This window comes from Pseudoxanthomonas sp. SGT-18, assembly GCF_003931645.1.
In the GTDB taxonomy this organism is placed as follows: Bacteria; Pseudomonadota; Gammaproteobacteria; order Xanthomonadales; family Xanthomonadaceae; genus Pseudoxanthomonas.
Genome location: NZ_RRYJ01000012.1, coordinates 20,875 through 46,602 on the forward strand (window position 1 = coordinate 20,875; position 25,728 = coordinate 46,602).

Consider the following 25,728-nt stretch of genomic DNA (forward strand, 5'->3'; position numbering starts at 1 on the left):
TTCATGGGGCGCGGCGCAGCATCCGGACGGAGATATCCCGAACCGGAGCGCACCATGGCCAAGCCACCCAGCACCCACGACGAACGCCAGTCCGCCTACCGCGGCAAGGGCCCCGACACCGATCCGTCCGGACACGGCCGCAAGGATCCGTCCGCGCCGCTGCCCGCGGAGGGCTCAGGCGAAGGCTGGTACCCCCGCGGGCACGGCAAGGGCGGATCGCTGGGCGAGGGCGAGCCGGAAGGCCGGCCGCGCCGCGATGGCAGCACCCAGCCGGACTTCGGCCAGCACGACGCGCTGGAACAGGCCGCCGGGCGCGACCGCGACGACGACTGAGCCGCGTCCATGTCCATGGCGCCGCCAGCCGTCCCGCCGCTGCCCGGGTTGGGCGTGCTGACCACCAACATCCACATGGGCCTGGACATGCTGCAGCGACGCTTCGTGCTGCCGCGGCTGCGCGAGGCGATCCGCGCGCTGGGTGCCGACCTGGTGTTCCTGCAGGAAGTGCAGGGCGACCACCGCGAACGCGCCCGGCGCTGGCGGCAGTGGCCGGACGTGCCGCACTACGAATACCTGGCCGACACCCTGTGGCCGCAGTTCGCCTACGGCCGCAACGCGGTCTACCCGCACGGCCACCATGGCAACGCGCTGCTGTCGCGGCTGCCGATCGTGCGCCACGCCAACCACGACGTATCCGTGGCCGGCCACGAGAACCGCGGGCTGCTGCATTGCGAGCTGGAACTGCCCGGCCACCCGCAGCACCTGCACGCGGTCTGCGTGCACCTGGGCCTGCGCGAGGCCCATCGCCGCCGCCAGGTCGGCCTGCTGCGCGAGGTGCTGCGCGCCGAAGTGCCGGTGGATGCCCCGGTGGTGGTGGCCGGCGACTTCAACGACTGGCGTGCCGCCGCCCACCGCCAGGTGCTGGACTGCGGCCTGGTGGAGGTCTTCGAGCAGCGCCGCGGCCGGCTGGCGCGCAGCTTCCCCGCGTTGTGGCCGCTGCTGCCGCTGGACCGAATCTACGTGCGTGGCCTGCAGGTGCACGAGGTGGCGATGCCGCGCGGTGCGCCCTGGTCGCGGCTGTCCGACCACCTGCCGCTGTACGCGCGCGTTTCCGGCGAGGTGGCGGCATGAGTGGCGGGCTTTCGTGCTGGCAATCGGGCAATGCGGTGCGCCTGCTGGAGAACGGCGAGGGCTTCTATGCGCGCGCGTTCGCCGCGATCGAGGCCGCGCGGAGCGAGATCCTGCTGGAGACCTTCATCCTGTTCGAGGACGAGGTCGGCCAGGCGCTGCATGCGCGCCTGGTGGACGCGGCGCGGCGCGGCGTGCGGGTGTCGGTGCTGGTGGACGGTTACGGCTCGCCGGGTTTCTCCGCCGCCTTCGTCGCCGCGCTGGCCGAAGCCGGCGTGGTCCTGCGCAGCTACGACCCGGGACCGCAGCCGCTGGGCATCCGCCTCAACGTGTTCCGCCGCATGCACCGCAAGCTGCTGGTGGTCGACGGCACGGTCGCCTTCGTTGGCGGCATCAACTATTCGGCCGACCACCTGCTGCATACCGGCCCTGACTCCAAGCAGGACTACGCGGTGGAAGTGCGTGGGCCGGTGGTCGCGGAGATCCACCGCTTCGTGGCCGCGCAGGCCGGCGAAGCACCCGCGCCCGCCACCACGCCGGCGGCGCCCGCCGGCGAGGCAGGGGCGGCCTTCGTCGTGCGCGACAACGACCGCCACCGCACCGACATCGAGCAGGCCTACCGCGCGGCGTTCCGCGCCGCGCGCAAGCGCATCCTGCTGGCCAATGCCTATTTCTTCCCCGGCTACGGCTTCCTGCACGACCTGGCCGCCGCCGCGCGCCGCGGCGTGGACGTGCGGCTGATCCTGCAGGGCCAGCCGGATACCCCGGCGGCGCCGCTGGCCGCGCGCACCCTGTACCGCCAGCTGCTGCGCGACGGGGTGCGCATCCATGAGTACTGCACCCGTCCGTTCCACGGCAAGGTCGCGGTGGTGGACGACGACTGGGCCACGGTCGGCTCCAGCAACCTGGATCCGCTGAGCCTGTCGCTCAACCTCGAGGCCAACCTGGTGGTGCGCGACCGCGACTTCGCCGGCACCCTGGCGGCCTCCCTGCAGCGGCTGTGGGAGCACCACTGCGAAGCGGTGACGCTGGCCGACCTCGCCCGCCGCCCGCGCTGGCGGGTGCCGCAGCCGCTGCTGTACCACGTGCTGCGCCATTTCCCGCGCTGGGCCGGGTTGCTGCCGGCGCACACCCCGTGGGTGGAGACCCTGGCCGCGCCCGGGCGCGCGAAGGAGGACGCAACGGCCCGCCGCTGGCTGGCGGCGCTGCGGCGATGAGCGCGCGCCGGCGCCTGCTGCTGCGGCTGCTCACCCTCGCGGTCCTGGGCGTGGTCGCGGTGCTGCTGCTGCGGCTGGCGCGCCAGACCGACTGGGCCGCGGTGGCTGCTGCCCTGCGCGGCTACGGCGCGGGCACGTTGGCCACCGCGCTGGCGCTGGTGGCGGCCAGCTATGCCCTGTACTGCGGCTACGAACTGCTGGCGCGGCGCCAGGTCGGGCATCGCGTCGGCACGCGGCGCACCGTCTGCATCGCCCTGGTCAGCTACGCCTTCAGCCTCAATTTCGGGGCGCTGGTCGGCGGTGGTGGCATGCGCCTGCGCCTGTACCGCGGTGCCGGCCTGGCGGGCGGCCCGATCGCGCGGGTGGCGCTGTACGCGGTCACCACCAACTGGATCGGCTACTGCCTGCTGGCGGGGATGGTGCTGGCCAGTGCGCGCCTGCCGCTGCCGGGCGGCGTGGCGCCCGAAGCGGCCTGGCGGATACTGGGCGCGGCCATGCTGCTGCTGGTTGCGGCCTACCTGTTTGCCTGTGCGCGCTGGCCGGGCCGCCCGTTGCGGGTGCGCGGCCATGGCCTGCCCCTGCCCACCTTGCGCATCGCGGGCTGGCAGCTGCTGCTGTCCACCCTGAACTGGGCACTGATTGGTGCGCTGATGTTCGTGCTGCTACCCGATGGCGTGGCCTATCCGCGGGTGCTGGCGGTGGTGCTGCTCGCAGCGGTGGCCGGAGCCCTGCTGCATACCCCGGCCGGGCTTGGCGCCTGGGAATCGGCCTTCCTGCTGGCCCTGGGCGGGGAACTGGGACGACCGGCAATCATCGCCGCCCTGCTGGCCTGGCGCGGGCTCTACTACGTACTGCCCCTGGCCATTGCCCTGGTGCTCTACGCGACACTGGAAGCACGGCGTCCTCCGCGCACGGCTCCGCGCGCCGGCTGAGCCGGCAACCACCTCCCGCCCCAGCACCCCGGTCCCGAATCCCGATCCCGAACCTTATCCGCGTGGCGCCTCCGGCGGCGCGGCGTCCTCGCCACCTTCGCAGGGTTCGCCTTCCGGCGCTCCGGCGACCAGGCCGGCCTGCACCAGCATGCATTGCAGGCGCCGGGTGATGTAGGCCTCGTGCTCGGGCGGGGCATTGCGGGTGAGCGGCGCGGAAGCCTCGGCGAAGCGGTCCAGCGCAGCGGCCTCGTCGCCCTGGGCCTTGAGCTCCGGAATCAGCTTTTCCAGCCGTTGCAGCTCGGCGTCGATGGCGGACCTGTTTTCCATGGCTGCATCTTCGGCCGCGCCCCGTCACGGTGGTGTCAGTTTGCGGCACGTGGCGCAGGCGCCGGCAGCGACGGGTTAACGGAAACCATGCCAGTTTCTTGCCGGCAGGTTAATCAGCGCCGGCGGAGCATCGCAGGTTCCATCCCAGCCCAGGAGAGTGCCATGCGTATCGGCGACGTCATGAGCCGCGATGTGTGCGTCGTATCGCCCGCCACCACGCTGCGCGAAGCCGCGCGCGAGATGGCCCGGCGTGATGTCGGCTGCCTGCCGGTGGGCGAGGACGACCGCCTGGTCGGCATCGTCACCGACCGCGACATCGTCCTGCGCGGCATCGGCGAGGGCTTGGACCCGGACAGCAGCGTGCGCGAGGTGATGACCGCTGGAGTGAAGTACTGCTTCGACGACGAGGACGTCGACGAAGTCGCGGCCAACATGGCCGGGCTGGAGAAGCGGCGCCTGCCGGTACTCAACCGCGACATGCGCCTGGTCGGCATCGTCTCGCTGGCCAATTTCGCCTACAGCCACGACCAGCAGGCCTCGCAGGAACTGCTGCGCGGCGTGGCGCGTCCGCACTGAAACGGGAGAGTCCCATGCAGCACGAGCGGATCCTCGCCGCGGCCCTGGTGGCCACGCTGTGCCTGTGCGCCTGCGATCGCGATGCCGGACCCGGGACTACCCAGGGCGGCACCCTGCAGGACAGCCCCACGGACACCGCCGCCGCGGCAGGCAATGCCGCCGACCCGGCCATGGCCGACACCCCCGGCACCGGTGCGCCGACCGGCATGGATACCGGCGGCAATGCGATGGACGACGGCGGTACGGCCGGGGCCGCGTCCCCCGCCGCAGCGGGCGCTGGAGCCGGTGCAGGCACGGAGGCCGGCCAGTCCGCGCTGGACCGCTACCCGGCCGCGCAGCGCGCCTGCGTGGAGGAAGTGGCCCGCGTCTCCGGCACCCCGGCCGCCGAGCTGGTCGTCACCGGCACCGCGCGCACCCAGGCCGGCGTGGAGGTGAGGGTCCAGCGCCAGGAACTGCGCAGCGCCTGGACCTGCCAGACCGATGCCCAGGGCGGAACCGTGCTCGGCGTGCAGGACGGCCGCGCTTCCTGAATCCGCAACACGCAACGGCAAGGCGCGGCTTGATCCGGATCAAGGCCATGCCCACGGCGCGGGCCGAGAATGCCTCCACCCTAGGGAAGGAGGCAGTGCCATGTACACGCATATCCTGGTTCCGACCGATGGTTCGCCGCTGTCCGACAGCGCGCTGGAACAGGCGCTCAGGCTGGCGAAGAGCCTGGGCGCACGGATCACGGTGCTGACCGTGATCGAGCCGTTCCAGGTGGTGGCCTACGAGCCCGAGCAGGTGGCCGCCACCCGCGATGCCTACGAGAAGTACGCGCGCGAGGAAGCCGACCGGCGCATGGCGCGCGCCACCGAGCTGGCCAAGGCCGCCGGCGTCGAACACGACGCCGTTTCGCTGAGCGCCGACGACCCGCACGAGGCCATCATCCAGACCGCACGCGAGCGCGGCTGCGACCTGGTGGCGATGGCTTCCCATGGCCGCCGCGGCATCAAGGCGCTGGTGCTGGGCAGCGTCACCGCCAAGGTGCTGACCCATTCCGACATTCCGGTGCTGGTGTACCGCCCGCCGGTGCAGTGACCTGCAGCGGCACGCCGCCCCGGTTTTCTCCACCCCTCGGCCGGGGCGGCGTGCCAACCTCCGGATTTCGCGCGCCCCGGTGGCGCGCGCTTTTTTTCCGATGATCCGTTCGCTCTACCTTGCCGGCCCCGACGTGTTCCGCCCCGATGCCGCCGAGCGCGGGCGGCAGCTGAAGGCGCTGTGCGCGCGCCACGGCTTGGAGGGACTGTTCCCGCTGGACCAGGAAGTGCCGGCGGAGATCACCGATCCGGCGGCGCAAGCGGCCTGGATCTACCGCAACAACATCGCCCTGATCGGGCGCGTCGACGCGGTGCTGGCCAACCTGGACTTCTTCCGCGGCCCGGAACCGGACAGCGGCACCTGCTTCGAGGTCGGCTACGCGGTGGCCAGGGGCAAGCCGGTTTACGGCTACATCCCCGAGCACGGCAGCCTGGCCCAGCGCATCCGCCTGCGCCATCCGCAGGCGATCGGTGCCGACGGCCTGCTCGACGCGCATGGCTGGAACATCGAGGAGTTCGGCCTGCCACTGAACCTGATGCTCTCGGTGCCGGCGCCGCTGGGGGTCGGCGATGCGGAGGCGGCCCTGGCCTGGCTGGCCGCGCACCTGCGTGGCGGCTGAGTCAGCGGCGCACCGCCAGGACCCCGTCCAGCGCCGGCTCGGCGCGGAAGCCGGCCTTGTCCAGGCGCCGGGCGACCTCGCGCGGCACGTCGCGGCCGCTGGTGAGGCGGTTGGGGCTGCCGGTGTAGTGGAACAGGCGGCCGCCGCGGCGCAGTACCCGCGCCAGCTGGCCGTAGAACTCCTGCGAGTACAGCTCGCCGGCGATGCCGAAGCGCGGCGGGTCGTGCAGCAGCGCATCGAACGAGGCGTCCGGCAGGCCGGCGATGGCCTGCGATACGTCGCCGTGGTTGAGCTCCAGGCGGCCGCCGGCCTCGGCGCCATCCGGGTCCGGCGACCACGGGTTGAGGGTGCGCAGCCACAGCACGCTCTCGTTCTTCTCGAACGAGACGATGCGCGCCACCCCGGCCTCCAGGCAGCAGGCGGCGAAGTAGCCGAGGCCGCCGCAGGTATCCAGCACGGTGCGCCCGCGCGGCTGCACCAGGGCCACCTTGCGCCGCGCGTCCTCCAGTGGCGATTCCTTCGCGGTGGGCAGCATCTTGATGCCGTCGATCTCGAAGGTCGGCGGGCCCCAGGGCGTGGGCACCAGCTTGATCAGCGAGCCGGCGTAGCGCGCGGCCGGTTCCCAGTCCTGGCCGTCGAAGTGGTAGATGGTGCGGTCGCGCAGCTTGCCCGGGTACGGGTACTGGCTGCCATTCCAGCTCCAGGCTTCCGCGGCCAGCGCGACCACGGCGCGGCTGCGGCCCAGGTCCAGCGAGGCCTCGCAGGTTGCCGCGCCGGCCGCGCGCGCCCGTTCCAGCGCCCGGGCGACGTCGAGGGTGAGCAGCGGGGCGTGGGGCATGGGCGAAGGGGACGGCGGGCAGGGCGGGGCATCGTACCCCCTGCCTGCCTGCGTCGCAGCCCGGCGCGGCGTGCGTTGCCCCCCGGTTCCGGTCAAGAATGGGCGCAGGGGGCCGATCGACGACGATGGCCGGCCATGCCGCCGGGAGGAGGCATGGTCCGGGATCCGGGCGGTTTCGCCCCGTTGTTCTCCACTGGCCATGCAGGAATGCACGGATGACGATGCAGGATCCCACGCCGGCTCCATCCAGCGAAGCCGAGAGCCTCCGGGCCTCGCGGCTGGCGCCGCGGACCTGGGCGCTGCTGGTGCTGCTGGCCGGGCTGCTGTGCACGGCCGAGGCCGCCCGCCGCGAGCTGGTGGCGGTGCAGTCCGAGGCCCGCGCCATGCACCGGGCCATGGGCCGTTCGGCGCAGGAACGGCTGGCTTCGGACCTCGAGCTGGCGGCGCAGGCGCTGCGCGCCATGCAGACCGTGTTCCTGGGCAGCGACCACGTCGACCAGGCCATCTTCGACCGCTACCAGGAGAACCTGCGCGCCAACGAGCGCATGCCCGGGCACGTGGTGACCGCGTTCGCGCGCCGCCATCCCGGCCCGTCCTATCCCTACGAGCTGGTCACCCCGCTGGCCGGCAACGAGATGCTGCTGGGCTTCGACAGCGCCAGCCAGCAGGCCAACCTGCAGGCGCTGGAGCGCGCGCGCGACACCGACACGGTGGCCATGTCCGCGCCGTTCCCGCTGATGCAGTACCGGGGGCGCGAGGGCGAGCCGGCGCTGGGCGTGACCGTGCGCCTGCCGGTGTACAGCCCCGGCCGCGCGCCGCTGACGGTGGCCGAGCGCCGCGAGCGCGAGCTCGGCGCGCTGGCGATCAGCCTGCGCCTGGCGCCGACCGTGCTGGGCGCGCTGGAGGGGCGGATCCTGGAATACATGCACGTGGAGCTGCGCGACCTGGACATGCCGGACGACGACGGCCTGATCCACGCCTCCGAGCCGGGCCTGCAACCGCCGGCCGATGCCCAGGTGCGGCTGGTCGAGTTCGGCGGCCGCCGCTGGCAGCTGCTGCTGTGGCCGCGCGCGGGCAAGACCAGCTACTCCAGCGTGGCCATGGTGGCGCTGACCGGCACCGTGATCAGCCTGCTGCTGGCGCTGCTGCTGTGGACCCTGGCCAACACCCGCCGCCGCGCGGTGGAGATGGGCCGGCGCATGGGCGAGCGCTTCGGCGAGAGCGAGGCCCGCTTCCGCGCCCTGAACGAGCTGCTGCCGGCGCTGGTGCTGCTGGTGGACGCGCGCGACGGCCACATCAGCTACGCCAACCAGGCCGCGCGCCGCCAGCTGGGCGCGGTGATCGGGCAGCTGCTGCCCTCGCTGTTCGCCGACCCGGCGCTGGGCCGCGAGGCGCTGCGGGTGGCCGCGGCCGGCGGCGACTGGAGCGGGCGCGAGGCGCTGATGGTGCCCGCCCAGGGCGAGCCGTTCTGGGCGCACGCCTCGCTGGCGCCGGTGGAGGTGGATGGCGTGCCGCACGTGCTGATGGTGGCCAACGACGTCAGCGAGCAACGCAAGCTCACCGAGCGGCTGGGCTACCAGGCCGCGCACGACGAGCTGACCGGGCTGTACAACCGGCGCGAGTTCGAGCGCCGCCTGCAGAAGGCGCTGGCCGGGCTGGAGGCCGACCCGTCGGCCAGCTTCGCCGTGCTGTACATCGACCTGGACCAGTTCAAGCTGGTCAACGACCTGTCCGGGCACATGGCCGGCGACCAGCTGCTGGTGGAACTGGTGCAGGCCATGCGCAGCCAGCTGCGGCCGCAGGACCTGCTGGCGCGGCTGGGCGGCGACGAGTTCGGGCTGCTGGCCCCGGCCACCGGGCCGATGCAGGCGCGCGCGCTGGCCGAGCGCATGCGCCACTGCATCGAGGACGTGGTGTTCCCCTGGGAGGGCCGCAGCTACACGGTCAGCGCCAGCATCGGCGTGGTCGTGGCCGACCGCCCCGGCGCCACCCTCAAGGACATCCTCGCCTGGGCCGACAGCGCCTGTTACCAGGCCAAGGAAAACGGCCGCAACCGGGTGCAGCTGTACCGCGAGGACGTGGACACCACCCGCCGCCAGGGCGAGATGGAATGGGCCACGCGCCTGCGCCGCGCGCTGGAGGAGGACCGCCTGCTGCTGGACTATCAGGAAGTGGTGCCGCTGGACCCGGAGCCGGGCGACCACGCGCCGCGGGTGGAGCTGCTGCTGCGCCTGCGCGACGAGGACGGCAACGTGGTCATGCCCGGGGCGTTCCTGCCGGCGGCCGAGCGCTATGGCCTGATGCCGGCGATCGACCGCTGGGTGATCCGCAACGCGCTGGCCAATGCCGACCGCCTGCACCCGTGCGGCGCCGGGCTGCGCGCCTTCGCCATCAACCTCTCCGGCGCCAGCCTCGAGGACCCGGGCCTGGCCGACTACATCCTCGGCTGCATCACCGAGTACGCGGTGCAGCCGCGGCGGGTGTGCCTGGAGATCACCGAGACGGTGGCGGTGCGCAACCTGCGCCGGGTGGTGCCGGTGATCGAGCGCCTGCGCGCGGCCGGCTGCCGCATCGCGCTGGACGACTTCGGCGCCGGCATGTCCTCCTTCGGCTACCTCAAGAACCTGCCGGTGGACATCATCAAGATCGACGGCAGCTTCATCCGCGACCTGGACAGCGACCCGGTCAGCCGCATCATCGTCAGCGCCATCGCCCAGATCGGCCACCAGCGCGGGCTGCGGGTGGTCGCCGAGTGGGTGGACGACCCGCGCATGCTGCCGCTGCTGCGCGAGCGCGGCGTGGACCTGGCCCAGGGCTTCGCCCTGCATTGCCCGGACCGGGTGGTGTTCCAGCGCGATCCGGTGCCGCCGCCGCGCTGAGCCGCGTCGTGCACCGCGGCCGGGTGCGGGCGGGCGGCGCCTGGCCGGCGCCGCCCGTCCGGGCTCAGGGCTTGCGGGCCTGCAGCACGTCCTGGGCCGCGTGCACCAGGAACATGTAGTTGGCCGCCAGGTCGATCACGTACTCGTTCTGGCCCCAGAAGAACGGCCAGTCCTCCTTGTTCTCCGGGAAGTCCGGCTTGAGCACGAGCACGCCCGGGACCACGCCGCCGGCGATGAAGCTGAAGTCGGCGCGGTTGTTGCCGTAGGCCACCTCCTTGGAGCGCGCGCCGACCGCGGACACGAACGAGATGTTCGAGTCCGGATGGGTGCCGTAGAGGTAGTCCAGGCCGCGCAGCGTGGGCTCGGCGTCGAACAGGTCCGGGAAGGCCTTGTGCAGGTGGTAGTTGGCGATCGCCACGCCGACCACTGCGCCGTTGCCGGCCCAGCCACCGCGGGTGATCGGCACCCCGTACGGGTTCTCGCCCAGCATCGGCGCGAACTCCTCGCGCAGGCGCTCGGCGCGCGCCCGCACCTGGGCGCGGAAGGCGTCGTCCATCTTCGGCAGCGCGGCCAGCAGCGCCGGGATGTTGAAGCCGAAGCGCTCGCCGCCGACCGAAGGCCACAGCGCGCGGATCGCCTCGGCGTACTTCGCATCGCCGGTGCTCAGCAGCAGCTGCGCGGCCGCGCGCAGCTGCTCGTCGTCCGGATGCCCGCCGGTGGTGTTGCCCACCCGGAACAGGTTCGGCTCGCCCGACTGCTCGAAGTCCCACGCCTTGCGCGCGGTCTCCAGGCACTCCTCGGCCAGGGCGTCGTTGTAGCCGCGCAGGGCGCGGCTGGCCGCGGCCAGGGCGGCGGCCGAGCCGTAGTTGAGCGCGGTGGTGGCGGTGGTGAAGGCCCAGCGGTCGTCGGCCGGCGAATCCGGGTCATTGGGGTCGTGGACCTTGCCGTCGGTCTTGGTCGAGGCGTCGCCCAGGTGGGTGTACTGGCCCAGGTCCGGTTCGACGATGCCGGGGATGGCATGGCCGAACACCCGGTGCTGGGCGATGAGGGCCAGGGTCCCGTGCTCGATCTGCTGCAGCAGGTCGGGCTTGCCGTCCGGCACGTGGATCTCCACGTGCTTGCGCTGCTGGTCGATGCTGGTTTCGTCGCGCTCGGGGCGGAAGCGCTCCCAGGTATCGACCATCGACAGCACGGTGGCGTAGTGGGTCTGGGTGCGGATGTCGAAGTCGCCGGCGTCGAACCAGCCGCCGTAGTTCAGGCCGGGGATGTGCTCGCCGGGCTGGAACGGCGAATCCAGCTCCGGACCCTGGCCGAACAGGTCGAAGTGCTCGTGGTTGGGCGCCACCTGGCGGGCGTCGTCCATGTGCGGACGGCCGTGCCAGACCCGGTAGGCCTCGTTGACGAACATGTGGTCCATCTGCACCGGGAAGAACACGTCCAGGGTCGGATGCCAGGCCTCGGCGTAGACGTCCTCGGCGATGCGGAAGGCGTGGGTGCGCTGGCCGGCGGCCTCGATCACGTACAGGCCCGGCTCGCGCACGGAGGAGAAGTCGAAGGTGTAGTACTGGTAGCGCAGGTAGCGGCCCCACGGGGCCGGCGTGGCCGCGAGCACCTCGCTCTGGCTGCCGTCCGCGCCGATCCGCAGCAGCCGCGCCGGGCCCGGCGCCGCCGCGCGCGGATCGGTTTCCAGCACCGCGACCTTGCGCTGCGCCGGGTGGTAGCCCACCTGCGAGTGGCCGATCACCGGATCGCGGGTCCAGCCCGGCAGGGTGTGGCCTTCCACGCTCCAGTCCAGCACCGCGCCGCGCTTGCCGGCCGGCAGCAGGGTGCGCACCACGAACCAGCCGTTCTGCGCCTGGTTGCGGCCGTCGTACAGGCCCAGGTCGCCACTGCGGCTTTCGATCGTCACCCGGCGCTGCGGGTCCTCCGGCGCCAGCACCAGGCGCTTGCCGGTGGTGATCGGCAGGCGCACCGGCTTGCCCCCGGCGTCGCGCCCGGTGGGGCCGGTCGGGTAGCGCGGGAACTGGCCGCTGCGCTCGCCCTCGCCGGCGGCCACCCAGGACTTGCCGAAATAGGCCGAGGGCAGGAACTCGAGGTTGAACCCGGCGCGGCCCTGCAGCGACTTCGGCAGCGGCTTGTCCAGCAGCACCTGCACGCGCACGCCCTCGCCCTGCGGCGAGACCTGGATGCTGTATTCGAAGTTTTCCTTCGGATAGGCCAGGCGGGTGGTGACGGTGCCGGTGCGCGGATCGACCTTGCGCTCGACCAGCTGCGCCACCGGATCCCACTGCTCGGGCGTGGGCGAGAGGCGCACGTCGCCGTTGGTGGCGGTGCGCACGCCGTGGTGGATCAGCTCCACCCCGGCGTGCTTGGCGTCGGAGAACAGGCCGTCGTAGTAGTTGTTGAACACCAGCACGTCCAGGCCGGGGCGGCTGAAGTACTCCTGCTCGGTCAGGCGCAGCGGCTCGGCCAGGGCCGGCGGCAGCGCCGCCAGCAGGGCAGCGGCAAGGACGGAACGGGCGCGGATGGATCGCGGACTGCGGCGTGGCGACATTGCGTTGGGCTCCCCTCGGATTTCGATGTGAACGCTAACATCGGGTCACGGGCTAACCCAGCTGCGGTGCAGCAAGCGCGGCCGCCGGCTTCAGTCGCGGTCCGGCGCGCCGAGCGGGAAGTAATGCCGGTACGGCCGCGCCTCGTCGACGGCGCGGCGCATGGACGGCCGGGCCAGCAGCCGCGCGCGGTAGGCGTGGACCCGCGCGCATCCGGGCGGGATCGGCTGGGTCCAGTCGGCATAGAACAGGAACGGGGCGGCGCCGCAGTCGGCCAGGCTGAAGTGCGCGCCCGCGGCCCAGGTGCGGCCATCGGCAAGATGCCGCTCCAGCCAGGCGTAGCTGGTCTCCAGCAGGCGCCGCGCCTCGGCCACGCCCTGCGGATCGCGCTGGCCTTCCGGGCGCAGTGCGTCGAGCACCACCTTCTGTTGCGGCGTGGACACGTAGTTGTCGAAGAAGCGGTCCAGAAACCGCACCTCCAGTGCCTGCAGGGGATCGCCTGGCAGCAGCGGGACCGGGCCGGGGCGGCGCAGGTGCAGGTACTCGATGATGGCACTGGCCTCCGGAAGGCTGCGTTCCCCGTCCACCAGCAGCGGGAAGCGGCCGATCGGCCAGCGCGCGCGCAGCGCGTCCATGTTCCCCGGCGCCTCCAGGTGGCGGTACTCGAACCGGACCTGGTTCTCGTACAGCGCCACCAGCACCTTCTGGCAGTAGGAGGAGAACGGGTGCGCGTACAGGGCAAGGCTCATCGTGGCCTCAGCGGGTGGTGGAGTCCTCGCTGCGACGCGCGGGCGCGGCGGGATTCGACACCGGCTCGCGTTCCAGCTGCGGGTAAAGCGCCAGCAACGCCAGGGCCACGCCATTGGTCCAGCCGAAGCCGTCCTGCAACGGGTACTCGCCGCCGCCACCGCCCTGCAGCGCGCCGTCGGCGTCGTACTTCTCCACCAGCTTGTGCTCGCGCCCGAACAGGGTCCTGACGTTGCCGAGGAAGCCGGCGGCGATGTCGCGCGCCAGCGCGTCCTCGCCGTAGCGGCGCAGGCCGTCGACCGCGATCCACTGCAGCGGCGCCCACACGTTGGGCGCGTCCCACTGCTGGCCGCTGTCGATGGTGGTGGTCACCAGGCCGCCCGGCTTCAGCAGCCGCGCGCGCACCATGGCCGCGGTACTGCGCGCCCGCTCCGGCGAAGCGATGCCGGCGTGCAGCGGGAACAGCGCCGCGGCGGTGGGCTGGGTGCGGACCTGGCCGTCGCGCAGGTCCAGGTCGCCGTAGTAGCCGTCCGCCTGCCACAGGTGGCGTTCGATGGCGGCGGCGCGCGCGCCTGCGCGGGCCTGGTAGTCGCGTGCGCAGGCCTGGTCGCCGGCCTGTCCGCAGGCCAGGGCGATGGTCGTTTCCAGGTGGTGCAGCAGGCTGTTGAGGTCCACCGGCACGCGCGTGGTGACGTGGATTGTGTCCAGCCGCATCGGATCGTCCAGCCAGCGGCTGGAGAAATCCCAGCCGCTTTCGGCGCCGGCGCGCAGCTCGCGGTAGACCTCGCCGGCCGGGCGGGTGGACGCGGCCGCGGTCTGGCGGTCCTGCACGTAGGATTCCGGGCGCGGGCTGTCGCGGTCGTCCCAGTAGCGGTTGAGCAGGCTACCGTCGGCCAGCCGCACCACCCGGCGATGCGCCTGGCCCGGCCGCAGCGCTTCCGCGCCATCCATCCAGAACGCGTGCTCGCGCCGCAGCTGCGGCAGGTAGCGTACCGGCGCGGCCGGCTCGAGCTTTGCCTGCAGCATCACCATGTGCGAGAAGAACGGCGGCTGCGAGCGGCTGAGGTAGTAGCTGCGGTTGCCGTTGGGGACATGGCCCCAGGCGTCGATCAGGTGGGCGAAGTTGTCGAGCATCTGCCGCACCAGCGCGTGCTGTCCGCTCTCCGCCAGGCCGAGCATGGTGAAGTACGAATCCCAGTAATAGACCTCGCGGAAGCGGCCACCCGGGACCACGTAGGGATGCGGCAATTGCAGCAGGCTGTCATGCGGCCGCGGCGCCGGGCTGCGCCGGGTCAGCAGCGGCCACAGCGCATCGATATGCGCGCGCAGGCTGTCGCGCCTGGGGATGTCGGTGGCGGCGCCCTCGTCCGGCAGCACGAAATGCCCCTCCACGAAGCGGCGCAGGTCGAAGCCGGGCAGGCCGCGCTGCTGCGCGAACGCGGCCTCGATCGTCGCCGGGTCGCTGCGCGGCACCGCGTCCACGAAGTACTTCTGGTCCGCGAACAGGCGCGCTTCCTGCACCGCGGCGAATACCGCCGGCCAGGCCTGGTCCGGCGTGCGCACGCTGCGCGCGTCCTCCGCGGCAGTGGCTGCCGGCGTGGCGGGCTGGCCGGCGAGGGGCGGGCGCGCCGCGCAGGCGCCAAGCAGCAGGGGCAGCACGAGCAGCAACCGGCGGACGGGATGGCGTGGCATGGCGGCCTCCGGGACGCGTGACCGGGCGATGTTCGCACCGGCGACGCGATGGAAGCGGCAAGGCTGCCCTCAGCTGCGGTCCGCGGCCTCCGCCAGCGATGCGCGAGCCTGCACCGCGTAGGCCTGCAACTGCGGGAAGAACGCCTCGAACCCGGCCGCGATCTCCTGCTCGTGGCGGCGCAGGTCGTCCAGGCAGGCGACCAGGCGTTCGCCGTTGCGCGAAAGGCGCGTGGCGATGCGGGTCACCGCCAGGTCCACGCTTTCGCGGCGGCGGTACGAGCCCAGCCAGTCGTGGGCGGCGATCCGCGGGGCCAGGCCCTGCAACCGCTCTGGCAGGCGCGCGCGCTGGGCGAGGAGGTGTTCGTAGAAGCGGGCGGTGTAGCGGTCCAGCGGCTCGCCCGAATGCCGCGTCCAGTCGCGCGCCAGCAGGTGGTCGTAGTACACGTCCAGGGCGATGCCCGCATAGCGGCGCAGGCCGGGCGCAAACAGCGCCCGCGCCCGGGCGACCACGGGATGGTCGTCGGTGTAGCGGTCGACGCGGCGGTGGACCAGGATCTCGCGCCGCTCCACCGGACTGTAGTCGGCCAGTGCGGCCAGGCCGAACACGAAGTCGCCCAGCAGCGCGCCCAGCATCGCCTCCGGATCCGGGGCGGCCAGGTAGGTGTGGGCGAGGTAGTTCATCGCCGCGATTTTCGCATGCGCCGGCGCCGCGAACCTGTACGCAAGGCGTGCTTGACGCCCGCCTCACCACCGCCCGCGATACTGCCGGCCATGCCCGAAGGCCCTTCCATCGTCATCCTCAGGGAAGCCGCCGCGGGCCTGGCCGGGCGCAAGGTGCGCGCGGTGCACGGCAACAGCCGCGAGCCGATCCAGCGCATCGCCGGAAAGCGCCTGGTGGCGCTGCGCAGCTGGGGCAAGCATTTCCTGATGGAGTTCGACGGCTTTGCCGTGCGCATCCACTTCATGCTGTTCGGCAGCTACCGGATCGACGAGCGCAAGGCCACACCGGCGCGGCTGGGGCTGGAGTTCGCCGGCGGCCGCGAGCTGAACTTCTATGCCTGTTCGGTGCGCTTCATCGAGCAGCCGCTGGACGAGGTCTACGACTGGAGCGCCGACGTGATGAACGACGCCTGGGATCCGGCGGCGGCGCGGCGCAAGCTGCGCGCGCGGCCGGACGCGCTGGCGGCCGACGCGTTGCTGGACCAGGACGTGTTCGCCGGGGTCGGCAACATCATCAAGAACGAGGTGCTGCACCGCATCCGCGTGCATCCGGAAAGTCGGATCGGCGCGCTGCCGCCGCGCAAGCTGGGCCAGCTGGTGGCCGAGGCGCGGCAGTACAGCTTCGATTTCCTCGAATGGAAGAAGGCCTTCGTGCTGCGCAAGCACTGGCAGGTGCACGCGAAGAAGACCTGCCCGCGCGACGGCACCGAACTGAGCTACCGCAAGGAGCTGGGCCTGGCGCGCCGGCGTGCGTTCTGGTGCAGCCGCTGCCAGCGGCTGTATGCCTGAGCCGTGGCAGCGCTCAGAGCGCGACCCGCGACAGCACCGCCTGCGCCGCGACTGCCGCGCACAGGGCGATGAACAGTACCCCGCACCAGCCGCGCTCGAAGCCGCGGTGCCCCGGCGAGACCAGCTTGCCCACGCCCACCAGCGCCGCCGGCAGGGCGAACAGCAGCAGCGCATGCCCCAGGCCCATCAGCGAAATGTCCATGACCGTCTCTCCCGTGACGGCGGTGGTCCACCGCCATGGCCCGATCCTCGGCCCGGCGGGCGGGGGCGGCATTGATCGCGGTCAAGCCCGGAGCGCCGGCGCCCGCGGGCCGGAGGCCCGGCATGGCTGAACGTAGGCCGGCCGGCGTGATGCGGCTGTCGCCTGCCCGGCTGCATCGCATTGTGCGATGCAGCATAATGCCGCCCATGTCCGTCTCCCCGATCCCCGACGCCTCCCCGGGCGCCCCGGCGCTTGCCGTGGGTCCGCGCCAGCGCGCCCTGATCCTCACCGGCCTGAGCCTGGGCGGTTTCGCCATTGGCACCAGCGAGTTCGCCAGCATGGGCCTGATGCCCAACATGGTCGCCGAGCTGGGCGTCAGCGAGCCGCAGGTCGGGCACCTGATCAGCGCCTACGCCCTGGGCGTGGTGGTCGGCGCGCCACTGCTGGCGATCCTTGGCGGGCGGCTGTCGCGCAAGGCCCTGCTGCTGGCGCTGATGGCGTTCTACGCCGCCGGCAACCTGGCCACCGCGCTGGGCCCGGACTACCTGAGCCTGATGCTGTTCCGCTTCATCGCCGGCCTGCCGCACGGCGCCTACTTCGGCGTGGCGGCGCTGACCGCGGTGGCGATCACCCCGCCGGAGGCGCGCGGGCGCGCGGTCAGCCTGAGCATGCTGGGCCTGACCCTGGCGATCCTGCTGGGCACCCCGCTGGCGACCTGGATGGGCCAGCTGGCCAGCTGGCGCTGGACCTACGCCTTCGTCGCCCTGGTGTCGCTGGCCACCCTGACCCTGCTGGCGCTCTACCTGCCGGCCAACGGCAAGGCCCCGCGCACCCGGGTGCTGGACGAACTGCGCGCGTTCAACCGCCTGCCGGTGTGGCAGGGCCTGCTGATTGGCGCGATCGGCTTCGCCGGCATGTTCAGCGTCTTCAGCTACCTGGCGCCGACCATGGTGCAGGTGACCGGCGTGGCCCCGGCGTGGATCCCGGTGGGCGTGGCCGGCTTCGGCCTGGGCGGCCTGATCGGCAACATGGTCGGCGGCTGGCTGTTCGACCGCCTGCGCTTCCGCGCGGTGCCGGTGGTGCTGGGCTGGGCGCTGGTGATGCTGCTGCTGTTCCCGCTGGCGGCACAGGCGCCGTGGAGCCTGCTGCTGGCCACCGTGTGCATTGGCGCGATGGGCGCGCTGGGCCCGATCCTGCAGTCGCACCTGATGGACGTGGCCGGCGAGGCGCAGACCCTGGCCGCCGCCTCGCACCATGCCGCGTTCAACGCCGCCAATGCCCTGGGCCCGCTGCTGGGCGGCATGGCGATCAGCGCCGGCTTCGGCTGGACCTCCACCGGCCCGGTCGGCGCCATCCCCGCGGTGGCCGGCATCGGCCTGTACCTGTGGGCCGCGCGCACCCGCGCCCGGCGCCTGCGCGCCGAGGCCTGCTGCCCGGCTGCCTGAGCCGCGCCGCGTCGCGATGGCGCGCTCCATACGCCCCGGGAGGGTCGTTTTCCGGCCGGACCACTTAGACTGTGGCGCTTCCGCGGCGCCCGCGCGCCCGCGTCCCTTTCCGCTTCAGAGAGAGTCCGCGTGGTCATCCATCCCAAAGTCCGAGGCTTCATCTGCACCACCGCCCACCCCGAAGGGTGCGCGAAGAACGTGCAGGACCAGATCCGCTACGTGCAGTCCCAGGGCAAGCGCGAGGGCGGGCCGAAGCGGGTGCTGGTGATCGGCGCCTCCACCGGCTACGGCCTGGCCGCGCGTATCACCGCCGCCTTCGGCTACGGCGCCGCCACCCTGGGCGTGTTCTTCGAGAAGCCCGGCACCGAGAAGAAGCCGGGCAACCCGGGCTGGTACAACTCCGCCGAGTTCGACCGCCAGGCCAAGGCCGCCGGCCTGTGGAGCCGCTCGATCAACGGCGACGCCTTCTCCGACGAGGTCCGCGCCAAGGCCATCGAGCTGATCGGCGAGATGGGCGGCCCGGTCGACCTGGTCGTGTACTCGCTGGCCTCGCCCGTGCGCCGCCTGCCGGATACCGGCGAGCTCAAGCGCTCGGCGCTCAAGCCGATCGGCCAGCCGTACAAGGCCACCGCGGTGGACACCAACCGCGACCAGGTGATCGAGGCCACGGTCGAGCCGGCCACCGAGCAGGAAGTCGCCGACACCGTGAAGGTGATGGGTGGCGAGGACTGGGAGCTGTGGATCGACGCCCTGTCCAAGGCCGGCGTGCTGGCGCCTAACGCCAAGACCGTGGCCTTCAGCTACATCGGCACCGAGATCACCTGGCCGATCTACTGGCATGGCGCCCTGGGCAAGGCCAAGGAGGACCTGGACCGCGCCGCCCACGCCATCGACGCCAGGCTGAAGCCGACGGGCGGTTCGGCCAACGTGGCCGTGCTCAAGTCGGTGGTCACCCAGGCCAGCGCCGCGATCCCGGTGATGCCGCTGTACATCGCCATCGTCTACCGGATCATGAAGGACAAGGGCCTGCACGAGGGCCCGATCGAGCAGCTGGAGCGCACCTTCCGCGAGCACCTGTACAGCGACAACCCGCCGCCGGCCGACGAGTCCAACCGCCTGCGCCTGGACGACCGCGAGCTGCGCGACGACGTGCAGCAGGCCTGCCGCGACCTGTGGCCGCAGGTCACCACCGAGAATCTGTTCCAGATCACCGACTACGCCAGCTACAAGCGCGACTTCCTGAAGCTGTTCGGCTTCGAGCGCGAGGACGTGGACTACGACGCCGAGGTCGACCCCGTGGCCGCCTTCGACGTCATCGACCTGGCCGAGTAACAGGCTCGCATCGACCTGGCATCGCATGCGGCCGGCCCCAGCGCCGGCCGCATGCGCCTGGCGGCCGAATCACGAATCCCGAATCACGAATCCCGCGCCGCGGTAGCGGCGACGACACACTCGCGCAGGTCGCTGAGCCGGAACGGCTTGGACAGCCGCACCAGCGATGGATCCAGCTCCACGTTGGTGTAGCCGGAAACCACGATCACCGGCGTGCCGGGGTTGCGGCCGACCACCTCGCGCGCCAGGTCGGCGCCGGACATGCCCGGCATCAGGTGGTCGGTGACCACCAGGGTGGGACGCAGGCCGCGGTCCAGTTCGGACAGGGCTTCCTCGGCCGAGCCGGCCTCCACCACCTCGTAGCCCATGTCCAGCAGGACGTCGGCGGTGCACATGCGCACGCCCGGTTCGTCGTCGACGACCAGGGCGATGCGCGGCGGGTTCGGTGGCGCGGTTGCCACGGGGATCTCCCTCAGGGTCACGGCTCGCCGGCGGACGGCAGCCAAAGCTCGACCATGGTGCCTTCGCCGGGTGCGCTGTCGATGTGAAGGCAGCCGCCCAGCTGCAGGGCCAGGCCGTGCGCCATCGACAGGCCCAGGCCGGTACCCTTGCCCACGCCCTTGGTGGAGAAGAACGGCTCGATCGCCCGCGCGCGGGTGGCCTCGTCCATGCCCGCGCCGGTATCGGCGACGGTGATCACCGCGTAGCGCCCGGCCGGCAGGGCGCGCGGCGCCCCGGGACCGGGCACCTCGGCGCCGCGCGCGGACAGGGTCAGGGTGCCGCCCTCGGGCATGGCGTCGCGGGCGTTCACGCCGAGGTTGAGCAGGGCCATCTCCAGCTGGTTCCAGTCCGCGCGTGCCGGCGGGGTATCGGCCCCGGCGTGGACCTGGATCCGCACCCGCGGATCGAAGCTGGAGCGCATCAGCGCGCCGATCCCTTCCAGCAGCGCGCACACGTCCACCACCACGGTCTGCAGCGGCTGCTTGCGCGCGAACGCCAGCAGGCGCTGCACCAGCATCGCCGCGCGCTCCGTGGACTGCCGCGCCACGGCGATGGTGCGCGCGCGCCGCTCCGGGTTGGCGGCCGGGTCGGCCGCTAGTTCCAGCGCGGCCATGATCGGCGCCAGCAGGTTGTTGAAGTCGTGCGCCACGCCGCCGGTGAGCTGGCCCATCGCCTCCAGCTTCTGCGACTGGCGCAGGGCTTCCTCGGCGATGCGCCGCTCGGTGATGTCGATCGCCTCCTGCACCACCGCGGTGATCCGCCCGTCGGCGCCGCGGAACGGGCGCAGCGAAAGCTCCAGCACGCGGCGGCCGTCGGGCAGCACCAGTTCCAGCTCGTCGTGCACCGGCTCGCCGGCGGCCGCGCGCAGCACGCCGGCGCGGATCCGCTCCGGCATGCCCGGGGTGCCGGCGAACCAGGGGGTGTCCCAGAACGTCCGCCCGACCACGTCCTCGCGGCTGGCGCCGATCATCGCCAGCGCGGTCTGGTTGGCGTCCAGCAGGGTGCCGTCGAGGGCGCACATGCCCTGCAGCTGGAAGCTGGTCTCGAACAGGTTGCGCAGCTGCGCCTGCGACTCGGCCAGCGCCGCCACCGCGGCGCGGTGCGCGGTGACATCGCGCGCGCTGCAGTAGAACTTGCCGCCCTGCGGCGTGGCCACCCACGACAGCGTGCGGTAGCTGCCGTCGCGTGCGCGCATGCGGCACTCGAAGCCCAGCAGGGGTTCGCCGGCGTGCAGGCGCTGGCGTGCCGCGGCCGCCGCCCCGCGGTCGCCCGGGTGCAGCAGCTCGCGCATCGGCCGCGCGGCCAGCTCCTCGTGGCTCCAGCCCAGTACCTGCTGCCAGGCCGGGTTGCTGCGCTCGAGGATGCCGTCGCGGTCGAACACGCCCAGCATGTCGGGGGTGACCTGCCAGTTGAGCGAGCGTTCCTGGGCGTGCTCGGCCACCCGCTGCTCGAGTTCGCGGTTGAGCTGTTCCAGCTCGGCCTCGCGCCGGCGCAGCGCCTGCTCGGTGCGGGTGCGGCGGGTGTTGTCCATGCCCACCAGCACCAGCCCGCCGATGCTGCCGTCCTGGTCGGTGAACGGCTGGAACACGAAGTCCAGGTAGTGCTCCTGCGGCGCGCCGTGCTCCGGTTCGGCGACGAAGCGCGCGTCCTGCTCGGCGTGCGGGCGGCCGCTGCGGTAGACCTCGTCCAGCACCGGCATCCAGCCCTGGCGCACCACCTCCGGCAGCGCCTCGGCCACGGTGCGGCCGACCAGGTCGTCGCGCCCGACCAGGTGCAGGTAGGCGGCATTGGCGAACTCGAAGCGGTGCTCCGGCCCGCGCAGCATGGCCATGAACGCCGGCGCCTGGTCGAACATGCGCGCCAGGCGTGCGCGTTCGTCGGCCAGCCGGTGCTGGGTCAGCACCCGCCGGGTGGTCTCGTGGGTGATGCAGAGCATGGCCACGACCCGGCCGTCGGCCTGGCGCACCGGGCTGTAGGTGAAGGTCCACCAGGTGTCCTCGGGCACGCCATTGCGCTCCATGCGCAGGTACATGTCCTCGACCCAGGTGGCGGTGCCGGACATGGCCATCTCCGCCATCCCGCGCACGTCGTCCCATAGCTCGTGCCAGACCTCGCGCAGCGGCCGGCCCAGGGCGGTGGGCTCCTTGACCCCCAGCACCGGGACGTAGGCGTCGTTGTAGAACAGCAACAGGTCCGGGCCCCAGCCCAGGCACATGGCGAAGCGCGAGCCGAGCATCATCGACAGCGAGGTCTTCAGTTCGGTCGGCCAGGACTGCGGCGGGCCCAGCGGATGCGCGGACCAGTCGTGCATCGCCACCCGGCGGGCCACGTGGCCCCCGTCGCGCAGGAATTCGGTGCCGGGGACCAGGAGCTGCTCGAGGGGCATCGCGCGCGCGGGGCAGGGGAGGGTGGGACGGATGCTGGCATATCGCGCGTGGGCGGCGTGATCACGCGCCCGGCCTGTCCGACCGGTGGCTGAGCGGGCGCGCCGGCCGGGGGAACCGGCGGCCGCGCGCACGGTCTGCTGCTGTCCCCGCCCGCATTCCTTCCCGCTTGCACGAGTCCCCCGCCAGGCAGCTGCTGCCCCATGCCGTGGCCGCGGTACTGACCGCGGCGCTGCTGGCGCTGGGCGCGTGGCTGCTGCTGTGGAGCGCGCGGCCGCGGCTGGAGCCGGGGGCGCCGCTGGAGCGGCTGCAGCTGCGCCTCGTCCCGCGCGCGGTGCTGCCGTCCCTGCCGCCGCAGGACGCCGCGAGGCCGGGCCCGCAGTCGGCCGCGGGCACGACCGCGACCGGGCCGCGGCAGCCCGCCGCACCTGTACCGGCCTCCGGCGCCGCGCCTGCCCGGCATATCGACCTGTACGACGCCGATGGCCGCATCCGCCTGCCCGAGGGCACGGTGGCGCGGGTGCCGGTACCCGGACAGGACCCGCTGCAGCCCCCCAATCCGGTGGACTACCGCGGCACCCGCTTCGGCGACGACTGGATCAGCGACGGCGACATCGCCGACGTGGCCGGGCAGGCCATCGCCCGCGCCCAGGGCAAGATCGCCCGGGCCCTGCTGGGCAAGGAGATCCAGCATGCGCAGGCACGGCGACCGCCGCAGGTGGCGTTCAACCCGGCCCGCCACGAACGCCCGGCCGACCTGGGCAGCGAGGCCACCGGCGATGCCTGGCGCGCCGCGCCGATCAGTGCCGAGCCCGCGCCGGGCCTGGACGGCAGCGCCAGCCGCAGCCTGCGCGAGCAGGTGGCGCAGCTGGAGCGCGAGCATCCGCGCTGCCCGCGCGAACGCATGGAGAAGCTGCTGGAACCGCTGCGCGAGGCGCTGGCCCGGCTGCAGGCGGTGGAGCACGCGATGGCCAGGGGCGCCGACCCGGTACGCGCGCAGCACCAGCTGCCGTCCACGGCCGACAGCGCCTGGGACCAGGGCCGGCGCGCGCTGTGGCATGCGCGCCGGCAGCTGCAGGATTGCCGCGGCTGAGGCGGCGGCGCGGCCTAGCCTTGCGCCAGGTAGTAGGGCTCGACCACGCCCTTGATCTTGATCGTCATCGGGTTGCCGCGGCGGTCGCGCGAGCGGCCCACCTGCACCCGGATCCAGCCCTCGCTCACCGAGTATTCCTCGACGTTGTCGCGCTCCTCGCCGTTGAAGCGCACGCCCACGCCGCGGTTGAGCGCTTCGGCGTCGTAATAGGGGCTGCGCGGGTCGAGGGCCAGGCGGTCGGGAGGCGTATCGGTCATCTTCGGGAAGCTGTCGTGCGTGCCGGAGCCGCCGGCGCGGTGGGTGAAGGATACCGCGGGGCGCGTATCATGCGCCTCCCGCGGTGCCCCCGCCGCCGCACCGGAGACTTGCCATGGCGCTCAAGGCCACCGTGGTCCGCGTGGACCTGCAGATCAGCGACATGGACCGCCACTACTACGCCGCCCATTCGCTGACCCTGGCCCAGCATCCGTCCGAGACCGGGGAGCGGCTGATGGTGCGGGTGCTGGCCTTCGCCCTGCATGCGCAGGATCGGCTGGAGTTCGGCCGCGGCCTGAGCACGGACGAGGACCCGGACCTGTGGCTGCGCGACTACACCGGCGACGTGCAGCTGTGGATCGAGCTGGGCCAGCCGGACGAGTCGCGCGTGCGCAAGGCCTGCAACCGCGCCGCGCGGGTGGTGGTGCTCAACTACGGCGGCCGCGCCGCCGACCTGTGGTGGGAGCGCAACGCGGGCGCGCTGTCGCGCCACCACAACCTGGACGTGCTCGACCTGCCGCCGGCGCAGCTGGAACCGCTGGTGGCCATGTACGCGCGCGGCATGCGCCTTGACGTGCAGGTGCAGGACGGCGAGGTGCGGGTGCTGGACGAGCGCGGCGCCGAGGCGGTGCTGCAGCCGGTGCCGCGGATGCGCGCACGGGAAGGCTGATGGCCGCGGCGCCCGACCGCTACGACGCCATCGTCATCGGCGCCGGCGCCGCCGGGCTGATGTGCGCGCTCACCGCCGGCCAGCGCGGCCTGCGCGTGCTGGTGGTCGAGCATGCCAACAAGCCGGGCAAGAAGATCCTCATGTCCGGCGGCGGGCGCTGCAACTTCACCAACACCAACACCAGCCCGGCCAACTACCTCTCCGCCAACCCGCACTTCTGCAAGTCGGCGCTGGCGCGCTACACGCCCTGGCAGTTCATCGAGATGGTGGACCGCCACCGCATCGCCTGGCACGAGAAGGCGCCTGGCCAGCTGTTCTGCGACGTGTCCTCCAAGCTGATCGTGCGGATGCTGCTGGACGAATGTGCCGCCGGCGGCGTGCAGTTGCTGACCCAGTGCAGCGTGGAGGCGGTCGAGCAGCCCGATGGCGGCGGCTTCCTGCTGCGCACCACCCAGGGGCGCTTCGCCGCGCCGGCGCTGGTGGTGGCCAGCGGCGGGCTGTCGATCCCGAGCATGGGCGCCACCGGCTTCGGCTACGAACTGGCGCGGCGCTTCGGCCACGCGGTGCTGCCCACCCGCGCCGGCCTGGTGCCGCTGACCCTGTCCGGCCGCCACCTGGAGCGGCTGGCCGACCTGTCCGGCGTGGCCCTGGAGGTGGAGGCGCGCTGCAACGGCCGCAGCTTCCGCGAGGCCATGCTGTTCACCCACCGCGGCGTCAGCGGCCCGGCGATCCTGCAGATCTCCTCGTACTGGCAGCCGGGCGACGAGCTGCTGCTGGACCTGCTGCCCGGGCGCGACGCCCTGGAATGGCTGCAGGCGCAGCAGAAGCAGCGCCCGGACGCGGAGCTGAAGACCGTGCTGGCCGAGGCCCTGCCGCGGCGCTTCGCCCAGCGCCTGTGCGAGCTGTGGCTGCCGAACCGGCCGATGCGCCAGCTCGACGTGCCGCAGCTGCGCAAGGCCGCCGAAGTGCTGTCGGCCTGGCCACTGGTGGCCAGCGGCACCGAGGGCTACCGCACCGCCGAGGTCACCCTGGGCGGCGTGGACACCCGCGAGGTGTCCTCCAGCACCATGGAGTCGCGCAAGGTGCCGGGCCTGCATTTCGTCGGCGAGGTGCTGGACGTCACCGGCTGGCTGGGCGGCTACAACTTCCAGTGGGCCTGGGCGTCCGGGCACGCGGCCGGGCAGGCGCTGGCCGCGGCGTGAGGGGGCGCAACGCGCGCCGCCGGCGGCGGCCGGCTTAAACGTTCAAGCACCCGCGTATTTCCTGCGCGCGGTTTCACCGCCGGGTGACGGCGCGGCTGGAAACCTCGAAGGCCACGGGAAGGCCCGGCGCGCGGGACGCGCCAGCAACAGGAACGCGACAATGCCCCAGGCACTACCGCCGGCGCGCCAGGCGGTCATGATCGACATCGACCGCGAACGCGACCACTGGCGCCAGCGCTACCAGTCGCTGCCCCGGGCCCGGGCCATGCGCAGCTTCGCCCGCTACTGGCCGGTGCTGTGCGCCGCCTACGACGTCTACCTCAACCACCCGCGCGCCGCCGCGGGCGAGCGCCTGGAGCTGTTCCTGCGCCGCGAGAGCGTGGCCATGAGCCTGCTCAGCGAGGCCGAGGCCAGCCAGGTGTTCGACCAGGTCTGGGAGCGCATCCGCGACGCCACCGCCGACTGAAGGCGCAGGCCGGCCGCGCATCCCGGCCGTGGATGCCGCCGGCCGGCGTGCCCGGCGCGCCCGCCGCCCCCGGTTTCGTCGCCCG

The 25,728-nt window shown here is 72.7% G+C and carries 26 protein-coding genes; 16 read left to right on the plus strand and 10 right to left on the minus strand.

The features are described from left to right. The first annotated feature begins 54 nt into the window (after positions 1–54). Genes EIM47_RS14230 through EIM47_RS14245 form a run of 4 tightly spaced genes read left to right on the plus strand, consistent with a single transcriptional unit; the run spans position 55 to position 3,274 of the window. Positions 55–333 carry a hypothetical protein gene (locus tag EIM47_RS14230; protein ID WP_125077288.1) on the plus strand — a complete coding sequence of 93 codons (279 nt, stop codon included), beginning with the start codon at positions 55–57 and terminating at the stop codon, positions 331–333. A 15-nt stretch (positions 334–348) separates the two neighbouring features. Beyond that, the gene (locus EIM47_RS14235; RefSeq protein WP_028915137.1) at positions 349–1,128 is read left to right on the plus strand and encodes an endonuclease/exonuclease/phosphatase family protein; all 780 of its coding nucleotides are present in this window, start codon (positions 349–351) and stop codon (positions 1,126–1,128) included. Beyond that, positions 1,125–2,342 carry a cardiolipin synthase ClsB gene (gene clsB / locus EIM47_RS14240; protein WP_125077289.1) on the plus strand — a complete coding sequence of 406 codons (1,218 nt, stop codon included), beginning with the start codon at positions 1,125–1,127 and terminating at the stop codon, positions 2,340–2,342. The genes EIM47_RS14235 and clsB overlap by 4 nt, the downstream gene beginning before the upstream one ends. Further along, entirely contained in the window at positions 2,339–3,274 is a 936-nt protein-coding gene (locus EIM47_RS14245) for a YbhN family protein (RefSeq protein ID WP_019399078.1), read from the plus strand. Before clsB ends, EIM47_RS14245 begins: the two co-directional genes overlap by 4 nt. A gap of 54 nt (positions 3,275–3,328) precedes the next feature. Here EIM47_RS14245 and EIM47_RS14250 read toward each other — a convergent pair whose 3' ends face one another. Further along, positions 3,329–3,601, minus strand: coding sequence for a hypothetical protein (locus EIM47_RS14250; RefSeq protein WP_019399079.1), 273 nt, complete (start codon positions 3,599–3,601; stop codon positions 3,329–3,331). Between the two features lie 162 nt (positions 3,602–3,763). On the opposite strand from EIM47_RS14250, the gene EIM47_RS14255 reads away from it, so the two are divergent. The 4 genes from EIM47_RS14255 to EIM47_RS14270 all read left to right on the plus strand — a co-directional run bounded on the left by EIM47_RS14255 (position 3,764) and on the right by EIM47_RS14270 (position 5,876). Further along, positions 3,764–4,177 (plus strand): CBS domain-containing protein, encoded by a 414-nt coding sequence (locus EIM47_RS14255; RefSeq protein ID WP_028915134.1) that lies wholly within the window; start codon positions 3,764–3,766, stop codon positions 4,175–4,177. 14 nt (positions 4,178–4,191) lie between these two features. Next, positions 4,192–4,707 carry a hypothetical protein gene (locus tag EIM47_RS14260; RefSeq protein WP_125077290.1) on the plus strand — a complete coding sequence of 172 codons (516 nt, stop codon included), beginning with the start codon at positions 4,192–4,194 and terminating at the stop codon, positions 4,705–4,707. A 100-nt stretch (positions 4,708–4,807) separates the two neighbouring features. Further along, positions 4,808–5,257, plus strand: coding sequence for a universal stress protein (locus tag EIM47_RS14265; RefSeq protein WP_125077291.1), 450 nt, complete (start codon positions 4,808–4,810; stop codon positions 5,255–5,257). 100 nt (positions 5,258–5,357) lie between these two features. Then, entirely contained in the window at positions 5,358–5,876 is a 519-nt protein-coding gene (locus EIM47_RS14270) for a nucleoside 2-deoxyribosyltransferase (RefSeq protein WP_019399083.1), read from the plus strand. Between the two features lies 1 nt (position 5,877). On the opposite strand, the gene EIM47_RS14275 is transcribed toward EIM47_RS14270, so the two are convergent. Further along, positions 5,878–6,714 (minus strand): MnmC family methyltransferase, encoded by an 837-nt coding sequence (locus tag EIM47_RS14275; protein WP_028915131.1) that lies wholly within the window; start codon positions 6,712–6,714, stop codon positions 5,878–5,880. 215 nt (positions 6,715–6,929) lie between these two features. Here EIM47_RS14275 and EIM47_RS14280 point away from each other — a divergent pair, with 215 nt between their 5' ends. Continuing rightward, positions 6,930–9,593, plus strand: coding sequence for an EAL domain-containing protein (locus EIM47_RS14280; RefSeq protein ID WP_125077292.1), 2,664 nt, complete (start codon positions 6,930–6,932; stop codon positions 9,591–9,593). Positions 9,594–9,657: 64 nt separating this feature from the next. Here EIM47_RS14280 and EIM47_RS14285 read toward each other — a convergent pair whose 3' ends face one another. The 4 genes from EIM47_RS14285 to EIM47_RS14300 form a co-directional block, all read right to left on the minus strand. Next, the gene (locus tag EIM47_RS14285; RefSeq protein WP_125077293.1) at positions 9,658–12,147 is read right to left on the minus strand and encodes a glycoside hydrolase family 9 protein; all 2,490 of its coding nucleotides are present in this window, start codon (positions 12,145–12,147) and stop codon (positions 9,658–9,660) included. Between the two features lie 90 nt (positions 12,148–12,237). After that, positions 12,238–12,894, minus strand: a complete 657-nt coding sequence (locus EIM47_RS14290; protein ID WP_125077294.1) for a glutathione S-transferase family protein — start codon at positions 12,892–12,894, stop codon at positions 12,238–12,240. Between the two features lie 7 nt (positions 12,895–12,901). Then, positions 12,902–14,584, minus strand: a complete 1,683-nt coding sequence (gene treA / locus EIM47_RS14295; protein WP_125077295.1) for an alpha,alpha-trehalase TreA — start codon at positions 14,582–14,584, stop codon at positions 12,902–12,904. Between the two features lie 69 nt (positions 14,585–14,653). After that, positions 14,654–15,265: an ACP phosphodiesterase gene (locus EIM47_RS14300; protein WP_125077296.1), complete on the minus strand. Its 612-nt coding sequence runs from the start codon at positions 15,263–15,265 to the stop codon at positions 14,654–14,656. Positions 15,266–15,355: 90 nt separating this feature from the next. Here EIM47_RS14300 and EIM47_RS14305 point away from each other — a divergent pair, with 90 nt between their 5' ends. Further along, entirely contained in the window at positions 15,356–16,093 is a 738-nt protein-coding gene (locus EIM47_RS14305; protein WP_125077297.1) for a DNA-formamidopyrimidine glycosylase family protein, read from the plus strand. 13 nt (positions 16,094–16,106) lie between these two features. Here EIM47_RS14305 and EIM47_RS14310 read toward each other — a convergent pair whose 3' ends face one another. Continuing rightward, positions 16,107–16,295, minus strand: coding sequence for a hypothetical protein (locus tag EIM47_RS14310; protein WP_019399091.1), 189 nt, complete (start codon positions 16,293–16,295; stop codon positions 16,107–16,109). Positions 16,296–16,501: 206 nt separating this feature from the next. Here EIM47_RS14310 and EIM47_RS14315 point away from each other — a divergent pair, with 206 nt between their 5' ends. Together EIM47_RS14315 and fabV are read left to right on the plus strand one after the other, a co-directional pair. Then, positions 16,502–17,740: an MFS transporter gene (locus EIM47_RS14315; protein WP_037034790.1), complete on the plus strand. Its 1,239-nt coding sequence runs from the start codon at positions 16,502–16,504 to the stop codon at positions 17,738–17,740. 129 nt (positions 17,741–17,869) lie between these two features. Beyond that, entirely contained in the window at positions 17,870–19,072 is a 1,203-nt protein-coding gene (gene fabV, locus EIM47_RS14320; protein ID WP_019399093.1) for an enoyl-ACP reductase FabV, read from the plus strand. An 83-nt stretch (positions 19,073–19,155) separates the two neighbouring features. Here the strand turns inward: fabV and EIM47_RS14325 are convergent, their stop codons facing one another. Together EIM47_RS14325 and EIM47_RS14330 are read right to left on the minus strand one after the other, a co-directional pair. Then, complete coding sequence (locus EIM47_RS14325) at positions 19,156–19,533, minus strand: response regulator (RefSeq protein WP_028915126.1); 378 nt, start codon at positions 19,531–19,533, stop codon at positions 19,156–19,158. Positions 19,534–19,550: 17 nt separating this feature from the next. Next, entirely contained in the window at positions 19,551–21,959 is a 2,409-nt protein-coding gene (locus tag EIM47_RS14330) for a PAS domain-containing sensor histidine kinase (protein ID WP_125077298.1), read from the minus strand. Between the two features lie 167 nt (positions 21,960–22,126). Between EIM47_RS14330 and EIM47_RS14335 the strand changes: the two genes are divergently transcribed. Beyond that, on the plus strand, positions 22,127–23,050 hold the full coding sequence (locus EIM47_RS14335; protein WP_125077299.1) for a hypothetical protein: 924 nt from the start codon (positions 22,127–22,129) through the stop codon (positions 23,048–23,050). Between the two features lie 14 nt (positions 23,051–23,064). On the opposite strand, the gene EIM47_RS14340 is transcribed toward EIM47_RS14335, so the two are convergent. Continuing rightward, complete coding sequence (locus EIM47_RS14340) at positions 23,065–23,307, minus strand: DUF3297 family protein (protein ID WP_019398298.1); 243 nt, start codon at positions 23,305–23,307, stop codon at positions 23,065–23,067. A 113-nt stretch (positions 23,308–23,420) separates the two neighbouring features. On the opposite strand from EIM47_RS14340, the gene EIM47_RS14345 reads away from it, so the two are divergent. From EIM47_RS14345 to EIM47_RS14355, 3 genes are all read left to right on the plus strand, one after another. Continuing rightward, on the plus strand, positions 23,421–23,975 hold the full coding sequence (locus tag EIM47_RS14345) for a YaeQ family protein (RefSeq protein ID WP_019398299.1): 555 nt from the start codon (positions 23,421–23,423) through the stop codon (positions 23,973–23,975). Continuing rightward, positions 23,975–25,177 (plus strand): NAD(P)/FAD-dependent oxidoreductase, encoded by a 1,203-nt coding sequence (locus EIM47_RS14350; RefSeq protein WP_028915123.1) that lies wholly within the window; start codon positions 23,975–23,977, stop codon positions 25,175–25,177. Before EIM47_RS14345 ends, EIM47_RS14350 begins: the two co-directional genes overlap by 1 nt. A 160-nt stretch (positions 25,178–25,337) precedes the next feature. Beyond that, positions 25,338–25,643: a hypothetical protein gene (locus tag EIM47_RS14355; RefSeq protein ID WP_037034778.1), complete on the plus strand. Its 306-nt coding sequence runs from the start codon at positions 25,338–25,340 to the stop codon at positions 25,641–25,643. Positions 25,644–25,728: the final 85 nt, after the last annotated feature.